At 76.8% G+C, this 5,198-nt stretch carries 3 protein-coding genes and 1 pseudogene; 2 read left to right on the forward strand and 2 right to left on the reverse strand.

Annotated elements, in window-relative coordinates:
• Window positions 1–843: pseudogene (locus tag GTR00_RS14060) on the forward strand (hypothetical protein); the annotation flags it as partial.
• An 85-nt stretch (window positions 844–928) separates the two neighbouring features.
• Entirely contained in the window at window positions 929–1,261 is a 333-nt protein-coding gene (locus GTR00_RS14065) for a helix-turn-helix domain-containing protein (protein WP_205705798.1), read from the forward strand.
• Between the two features lie 103 nt (window positions 1,262–1,364).
• On the opposite strand, the gene GTR00_RS14070 is transcribed toward GTR00_RS14065, so the two are convergent.
• Both GTR00_RS14070 and GTR00_RS14075 read right to left on the reverse strand, forming a co-directional pair.
• A complete protein-coding gene (locus GTR00_RS14070) occupies window positions 1,365–3,131 on the reverse strand; it encodes a family 43 glycosylhydrolase (protein WP_166612235.1) in 1,767 nt (588 codons plus the stop codon).
• Between the two features lie 265 nt (window positions 3,132–3,396).
• Window positions 3,397–5,198 (reverse strand): N-acetylmuramoyl-L-alanine amidase (locus GTR00_RS14075; protein ID WP_166612236.1); only part of this gene is annotated, 1,802 nt, incomplete at its 5' end.

Genomic DNA, 5,198 nt, shown 5'->3' on the forward strand with positions numbered 1-5,198 from the left:
GGCGCCCCCGGCGCCGCGGTGCCGGCGGCGCCCGCGGCGGGCCCCGCGCAGCTCGCGGACCTGCCCGGCACCGTGCCCGACGGCGCGGGCGCCTTCGCCGGCGTGCCCGGCCAGGAGGTCGCCACGCCCTGGGTGGCCCTGGGCGGGCGCAGCGCCGACGACACCCTGGCCTTCGACGTGCTCGGCGCCCCGGCGGCCGTGGTGGTGGAGTTCGCCGACGCGGCCGGCGCGCCGCTGCCGGTGCCGGCGGCGCTGCCCGGCGGCGACGGCTGGCGCCGGGTGGGCTTCGGCCCCGTCGCCGACGCCCCCGCCGCGGCCGTGGCGGCGCGGGTGCGCCTGCGCGTGGACGAGGCGCCCGCCGAGCGGGTCGCCGGCGCCACGGCCGCCGCCGCGGTGCCCGCGGTGACGGGCCTGTACCGCCGCACCGGCGAGCCGGTCTCCGCCGCCGTGCCCCCCGGCAGCACCGTCCTGCTGGACTGGCCGATCGGCCTGCACTTCCCCTGCTACGAGCCGCCCGCCGTGGGCGGCGGGCTGGTGGAGCCGGTGGGCTGGTTCGTGCGCAGCGCCACCTTCGAGGTCACCCCGCCGCTGACGTTCATCGACGGCGGCGGGGCGTACGCCACGCTGCCGGAGGTGGCGACCCTGACCCCGTACCGCGGCTTCCTGCCCGGCGCGCCGTACCGCGAGTGGGGCGACCTGGTGCGCGTGGAGTACCCGCTGCCGCCGGGCCGCTACGACGTGGCGGCGGGGGAGCGCACCGTGCCCGGCTGGCGCTGGTGGGACGGCGCCGGGCCGGGCCCGAGCCCGCAGCCGTACCTGGACGGCACCGCCGTCCGCGACTGAGCGGGCGCGCCGCACGCACCGGGGCGGCGGGGTGCAGGATGTGGTCCCCGCCGGGAGCGCCCCGGCCGGGTGGGAGGGGGTGCGGGTGCCGCGCTACGACCGCGACGAGGTGGCCCGCGCGGCGGGGTACGCCTCGTGGCAGGAGGCCGTGGGGGCCACCGCCGACCTCAGCCAGCAGGAGGCCGCCCGCCGGCTCGGCGTGAGCCACCCCACCGTGCGCGCGTGGCGGGCGGACCTGGGCGTCGGGGTGGCCGCCGCGCGCCCGTCCGGCGAGCAGTTGAAGGCCGCCTTCCGGGCCGACGCGTCCGACGAGCGGCACGGCTCGGCCAACGGCTACCGCAACCTCGGCTGCCGGTGCGAGCGGTGCACGGGCGCCTGGACGGGCTACCAGCGCGCGCGCCGCGACGTCGGCCGCTGAGCGCACCCGCACGCGCGAGGGCCCCGACACCCCCCGAGGGTGCCGGGGCCCCGGCGGGTCCGCGAGCCGCGGGCGGCTCAGCGGTGGACGAGCCGCGGGCGGCTCAGCGGTAGGCGACGACCGCGCCCCTGGCTGGCGTCCACGTGATGGAGCCGCCCTGGAAGTCGGTGCGCTTGCCGCCGGCGACGTCGTGCTCGTCGGAGGTGGGGTAGCCCAGCCGGCCCGTCTCCCAGCCCAGGGACGCCCACTTGTCGCGGATCAGCCCGCGCACCGCGTGCGCGCCGGTGGCGGGGGAGAAGTACACCGACCCGCCCCGGAAGTGGTTGAACGCCCCGCCCGCCCGCAGCGCCGACTCGTCGGTGGTGGGGTAGCCCAGGAACCCGGTCTCCCACCCGTACGAGGCCCACTTGTCGCGGATCAGGCCCTTGACGACGTGGGCGCCGCTGGCCGGGGACCAGTAGATGGAGCCGCCCTGGAAGTGGTTGAAGGCCCCGCCCCGCAGGGGCGTCTCGTCGTTGACGGGGAAGCCCAGCGAGGAGTTCTCCCAGCCGACCGAGGCCCAGCGGTCCCGGATCAGCCCGCGCACCACGTGCGAGCCGGTGGCGGGGGAGAAGTACACCGACCCGCCCTGGAAGTGCTGGAAGTAGCCGGACTTCACCGGGGTCGGCAGGATCGCGGTGGTGGGGTTGCCGAGGAACCCGCCGGCCCCGCCCACGGAGCTCCACTTGGTGGCGATGTCCGGCGTGCCGGAGATCGGGGCGCCCTCCACCCGCAGGGTGCCGTCGCCGTTGCGCACCAGCGTGGCGATGCTCATGCGGCGCGGGTGCGGGACGGGACCGCCGACGTTCTCGCCGAGGCGGAACGTGGCGTACGCCATGCGCAGCTTGCCGTTGGCGTCGACGAACCCGGAGGAGCCGCCCGGGCCCTGCGCCACGCCGGCGCTGGCCAGCAGCGGCACCGAGGAGACGCGGTGGCACGGCGCGGTCGGGCCCGCCGGGCACACCGCGTACCCGGAGGCGTAGCTGCTGTGGCCCTGCGCGTCCAGCGGGTCGGACAGGTTGCCCGAGTAGAACAGGTAGGTCGTGCCGCCGAAGCGCACCATCGAGGGGTTCTCGATGGTGTCGCCCTCCCAGGAGTTCCGGGCGGTCTCCAGCAGCTTCACCACGGGCGCGCCGGGCCGGGGGAAGCCGTTGTCCGCCAGCTCCACGCTCTTGATCGAGGAGGGGTGGTGGTCGATCTTGCCGGAGGACTTCCACAGCAGGTAGTTGCGGCCGGTGGTCTCGTCGCGGTACGGCATCGGGTCGATGGACCCGCCCGGGTCGACGTTGACGTCCTCGCACTGGATGGGGCCGCCGCCGCTGATGTCGCGGAACGGGCCCAGCGGCGAGGGCGCCGAGGCCACGGTCAGGCAGAAGCGCGAGGGCGAGACGCGCACCGGTGAGTACGCGAACCACGTGGAGCCGATGCTGAACACGCCCGGTGCCCAGTAGTCGCGGTTGATCCACGGGCCCTGCGGGTGCACCACGCCCCACGACGCCTGGCGCACCAGCGCGTCGTTGGTGTCGTACTTGCCCCACTCGTCCATGGGGGCGGCCTTGATCTCCGCGGGGATCTTCGGGTCGGCGGCGACCGAGTAGCCGCGCCGGCCGGGCGGGCCGTCGTCGGAGTAGCGCGCGCGGACCTTCCAGGTGGACAGGTCGGTGCTCGTCAGGACGGGCAGGACGCGCCCGCCCACGGGCGAGGCGTAGGCGTAGTAGGTGTTCCCGGAGCGGACGACGGTCGGGTCGCCGAAGTCGCCGGTCCAGGTGGCGCCGGGCTCGAACCAGGTGGGTTCGGCCGCGGCCGCGGTGTCGATCGCGGGGGGGAGCACGCAGGCGGCGACGCCTGCGGTCACGCCGGCGGCGACTCCGGCGAGGAGCCGGCGCAGTCGGGACGTGGGACGCACGGGGGTACCTCCGGATCGGTGCGTGGGGGCCTCGTGCGAGTCATCGGCACGTCGTCGGCCGACCTTGAGCGGGCCCTGGGCCACATGGTGCGTGAGGACGGGCCGTGATCGGCAGCTGCGAGCCGTGACGAATGCGTCACACCCCCGCCCGGGGACCGGACGGGGGTGCGGCAGGGGTCTGACAGGGGTGTCAGCGGTAGGCGACGACCGCGCCCCTGGCCGGCGTCCACGTGATGGAGCCGCCCTGGAAGTCGCTGCGCTTGCCGCCGGCGACGTCGTGCTCGTCGGAGGTGGGGTAGCCCAGCCGGCCCGCCTCCCAGCCCAGGGAGGCCCACTTGTCGCGGATGGCCCCGCGCACCGCGCGGGCGCCCGCCTGCGGCGAGAAGTAGATCGAGCCGCCCTGGAAGTGGGTGAACGCGCCCCCCGGCAGCGCGACCTCGTCGGTGGTGGGGTAGCCGAGGTAGCCGGCCTCCCAGCCCAGCGCGGCCCACTTGTCGCGGATCGCCCCGCGCACGGCGCGCGCGCCGGTGCGCGCGGACCAGTAGATCGAGCCGCCCTGGAAGTGGGTGAACGCGCCGCCGGGCAGCGGGTTCTCGTCGGTGGTGGGGTAGCCGAGGTAGCCGGTCTCCCAGCCCAGCGCCTTCCACTTGTCGCGGATCGCCCCGCGCACGGCGCGCGCGCCGGTGCGCGGGGACCAGTAGATCGAGCCGCCCTGGAAGTGGGTGAAGGCCCCGCCGCGCAGCACGACCTCGTCGGTGGTGGGGAAGCCGAGGAAGGAGCCCTCCCAGCCCATCGCCTTCCACTTGTCGCGGATCAGGCCGCGCACGAAGTGGGCGCCGGTGGCGGGCAGGAAGTAGATCGAGCCGATCTGGTAGTGGCGGTAGCGCCCGCCGCTCTTGGCCGGGCCCTCCTCGCCGGTGGGGGCGCCGAGCACGCCGGCGCCGACGGCCGCGTACTTGGCGGCCACCTGGGAGGCGCTGGCCGCGCCACCGCCGGCGGAGAGGATCTGCGCGACGCGCTCGCGGATGGCGTCCATCCTCGTGAAGCCCACGTTGCCCGGGCAGGCGGTGAAGCCCACGTCGCGGTGGGCGTTGATCGTGCGCAGCGTCACCGTGGTGCCCGCCGCGAAGCGCGCGGTGCCGCCGCCGGCGCTGGTGAGCACGGCGCTGCCCTTGGCGGGAAGGCCGTGCAGGGACAGCTTCCATGCGATGACCTGCGCCACGGACTCCAGGCAGGCGGCGCTGGGGGCCACGGAGGTGAAGTCGCCCATCATCGACACCCCGAAGGTGTCGGTGTTGAAGCCGCCGGCGTGCGCGCCGACCACCGGGCGGGTGATGCCGCCGGCGCGGCCCTCCCAGATGCCGCCGAAGCGGTCCACGACGAAGTTGTAGCCCAGGTCGGCCCAGCCCAGCGTGACCGTGTGGTAGCGGTACATGCCGCGGATCACGGAGGGCACCTCGGTGCGGGTGTAGCTGCCGGGGTCGGCGGTGTGGTGCACCACCACCGCCCGCACCGCGCCCGCGTACGCCGGCCCGCCCGGGGGGCGCAGCGACTCGTCCGCGCCCCAGTCCGCGCGCGAGCGGATGGCCGGGGCCGCCACCGCCGCCGCCGTGCGCGCCTCCAGCACCGCCTCGGCCTGCGCGCCGGAGGTGCTGCTCAGCCGCCGCGCGCCCGCGGCCGCCGTGGCGTCCCCCGACCAGCGGCCCGGGTCCACCACCTCCAGGCGCGCGGAGGGCAGGTCCGCCGCGCGCAGGCGCACCCGCACCTGCGCCGCGCCCAGCTCGCCGGTCCACAGCGGCTCCGTCGCCACCGCGCCCGCCTCGCCCGTGCCCGGGTCCGGCTCGCTGTCCACCGGCGACAGCTCCGTCCACGGGCCCCAGCCCGCACCGGCCCGGCGCACCCGCACCGCCACCGGCCCCGGGGCGGTGCCGGCGCCGAAGACCACCCCGAGCAGGCTGCCGCCGGGCACCTCCAGGGTCACCTCGGCCGTGC

This window comes from Kineococcus indalonis (assembly GCF_009906395.1).
GTDB classification, from domain to species: domain Bacteria; phylum Actinomycetota; class Actinomycetes; order Actinomycetales; family Kineococcaceae; genus Kineococcus; species Kineococcus indalonis.